The organism is Luteolibacter sp., from assembly GCF_058122085.1.
This window is the reverse complement of the sequence record NZ_JBIKBQ010000195.1, coordinates 1-3,264: the sequence shown is the minus strand read 5'-3', so window position 1 is coordinate 3,264 and position 3,264 is coordinate 1. Positions and strand designations below refer to the sequence as shown.

Annotated in this window: 2 protein-coding genes; both read right to left on the bottom strand. The window is 63.4% G+C overall.

Annotated features, from left to right (window positions below; translation table 11 throughout):
• Nucleotides 1–165: 165 nt before the first annotated feature.
• A complete protein-coding gene (locus AC4DF4_RS18380) occupies nucleotides 166–1,710 on the bottom strand; it encodes a pyridoxal-phosphate dependent enzyme (RefSeq protein WP_490049550.1) in 1,545 nt (514 codons plus the stop codon).
• Between the two features lie 76 nt (nucleotides 1,711–1,786).
• Nucleotides 1,787–3,264, bottom strand: a 1,478-nt coding sequence (locus AC4DF4_RS18375) for a prenyltransferase/squalene oxidase repeat-containing protein (RefSeq protein WP_490049549.1), incomplete at its 5' end; no start/stop codon positions are given.

Genomic DNA, 3,264 nt, shown 5'->3' with positions numbered 1-3,264 from the left:
CAATCGACGTTGAAGGACTTCCATGACGACATGCGCCGCTTCAACAACCGCCACGCCTTCGCCACCATCACCTCACCCCGCCGATGACCCGTGCAAAAAGAATTCTCCACGGCCTGCCATCCGGCGAGGCGGACTTCATCCGCGTGATGGAGCAGGAGCTCGTCTTTAAATCCCCAGCAGCCTTTTTCGCGTCGCCTCGTCCACCGCCTCGCAGAGCCGGTAGCCTTCGCCTTGGCGCGGGATGGTCATCAGCAAGGCGTCCCGTTCATAGGACGAGGGGAACCCGAGGCCGATCAAGGCCCGGCCGATCCGCTCGCCGGACTGACGGTAGTTGAAATAACAAAGGCTCGCGTTGCCGCGGATCCGCCGGTCGAGGAAATCGTGCAGCGCGCCCGGCCGCTCGTAGAAATCGAGCCGCAGGAAGGCGGTGTTTTGCAAAAGATCGCCGCGCAGCGGGATCGCCCGGAAGGCGATGTCCACCGCGCCCGTCAGGTCTTCCCAGGCGAACCCGTGCGCGTCGAGTTTCGCCGGCAAGGCGTCCAGCACCGCCGGATCGTCCGCGTGGATGGTGAACGTCGGCCACGCTTCGAGCGCGTCGGTCTTGCCGTATTGGAAATCCGCGATGTCGACACCCTCGAAGCAGGTGTCTAGCAGCTCAAGCATCGTTCCGGGGCGCTCCGGGATGCGGACGCGCAGGGTGCGGCTGGTCTTGTTGCCCATTCCCACCGATTGCGCGATGAGTCCGAGCTGGAGGAAATCGACGTTCGCCCCGCAGAGCACCACCAGGATGCGCTTGCCCGCCAGCGCCTCGCGGTTTTTCAAGACCGCCGCCAGCCCCATCGCGCCGGACGGTTCGGAAATGCAGCGCAGGCCTTCCCACAGCGTGCGGATCGCGTCGCTAACTTCCGCGTTCGTCACCGTTTCGATTCGCGACAGCGTGTGCCGGCAGATTTGAAACGGCAGCTCGCCCGCTTTCCTAACCGCCGTGCCGTCGCAGAACAAATCCACGTCATCGAGCGCCACCGGCTTGCCCGCGGCCAGCGCGGCCTTCATCGACGCCTGGCCCACGCCCTCCACGCCGACGATCTCGATGTCCGGCCAGTATGTCTTCAGCCAGGTGGAAACGCCGGCTGCAAGCCCGCCGCCGCCGATTTGCAGGTAGGCAGCATCGAACGGCCCGTGTCCTGACAGCACGATTTCATCCGCCAGCGTGCCCTGGCCGGCCATCACTTTCAAATCATCATAAGCATGGACATACACCGCGCCGCTCGCCGCCTCGTCCTCCCGGGCGGCGGAGACGGCCTCGTCATAACTGTCGCCGCGCAGATGGATTTCCACGAACCCGCCGCCATGATGGCGCGCCGCGTTTTGTTTCACCTTCGGCGTCGAGCGCGGCATGTAGATCCGCGCGCGGATGCCGAGCGTGCGGGCGGCGAGAGCGACTCCCTGCGCGTGGTTTCCGGCGGAAGCCGTCACCACTCCGCGCGCGGCTTCCGCCGGAGTGAGCATCGCCATCCGGTTGCATGCGCCGCGCCATTTGTACGATTTCACGGCGGATAGATCCTCGCGCTTCACCCAGATTTCCGGTCCCGGTCCGGGTAGATCGAACCGCTCCAGCGGGGTCGCCTCGCCGAAGCGGTAGACCCGCTCGCGGGCGAACAGGATTTCCTGGCGCAATTGCCGGTCCAGCGGCAGATCGTCACGATTCATGCCGCAGCGTTGACCGGAACCCGCGCTCCTGCAAGGCAACTCACGAGCCCGGCGTGCCAGCGGGAGAATCAGGCTGTCAAATCCCCGGACGCTCGCCGGCACCGCCGCCCGAGTTGAGGAAGCGGTAGTAAACTTCCAGCATCAGGATGCAGAGCGTGTTGCGGTAAACCTCATTTCCTTTCAAGCCGTGGCCATCGAACTTGGGCGCTTTCCACGAGCCATCCGGGTTCTGGTTGTTGAGGAGTTGGTCGCGGAAGAGGTCGTTGTAGGACTTCCAATAGCTGCCGCCCGCCTGCATCATGGCTTGGGATGCGTAATAGTGGCTGTAGAGATCGGAGTCCGCGGTGGCCCAATCCAGCTCGAAGTTTTCCTTGATGAATTTGACGCCGTTGCGGGCCTCGCGGGATTTACCCTTGTCCCACATCTGGAAGCAAAGGGCGCCCACCCCGGTAAGGCTCGTTCTGCCGCCAGGGCCGGTGTAACCAAAGGAGCCGTTCTCGGCCTGGCACTTGGCGAGATATTGGAGGCCTTTTTTGACGGAGGAATCCATCCCCTTGTATTTGATGTGAGTGTGGCTGCACGCCTTCAGAGCCTGGAGTTGCCAGCCGACGACAGAGGTGTCGGTGTGACCGCCTTGGGTCGTGACATAACTGTAAGCCCAGCCGCCGTTCTCGTTCTGGTTGTCGATGATGAACTGGCCGGCCTTTTCGGTCACCTCCATCAGGTTGGGGATCTCCATTTTCAGCTCCTTGCAAAAGGTGGCGGCCTCACCCAAGGCGTAGGTGGCGATGGCGTGCTCGTAAACCCAACTGTTACCCGTGAAATTGCCGGCCATTTTGCCGTCGTTCTTCATGCCGAGATTGACCAGATAGACGATGCCGCGCATGCACGAGTCGCCGAACTCCTCGGACGCCGGAGTTTCGCAATGGCCGAAGTAGGCGAGCAGGGAGAAGCCGGTCATCGCCGCGCGGTTGCCGCCGCCCCAGGAGCCGTCGGGATTCTGGTTCGCTTTCAACCAGCGCAGGCCTTTCACGACGGCCTCGTCGCAAGCGGGGGTGCCGCCGTTTTCCTTGAGGCGGGCGAGGCGGTCGCCCTTCGAGCAGCGCTTGCGCATGTCTGGCGGAATCAGGCGAAAGAGCGGGCCGGTCCCGCCGCCGGGTGTCATCCCTCCGTTTTGCCAGCTGTCCTTGGTGAAACCGCTGCCCGCCTCGCCCGGACCTTTCGCGAGGGAGCCTGCGCCGATTCCTCCGAGCGAGGTCATCTGGACGACTTGCTCGGGCTCCGGAAGTGTCAGTCCGTTAGCTACGTCGCGGGCGGTGATCTGCGAGGGATTGGGCTGGATCATTTGCGCGCGTTGTTTGGTTTCCCGCAGCTCGGATGCCGGGGAACTTCCGGACCGGGTGGTGAAATCCACCTTTGGTTCTTCCTTGGGAATGACCTGGAACACCCAGATCACGCCGCCGGCGAGCAGGAAGAGGTGGAGGATCAGGGAGATCGACAAGGAGCCGCCGCCGAGTTTCTGCCAGAACCTCTGTTTGGGGATTGGGGCTGCGG

Coding starts and splice junctions, on each gene's coding strand:
- AC4DF4_RS18380 (WP_490049550.1), bottom strand. CDS start 1,710: ATGAATCGTGACGATCTGCCGCTGGACCGGCAATTGCGCCAGGAAATC.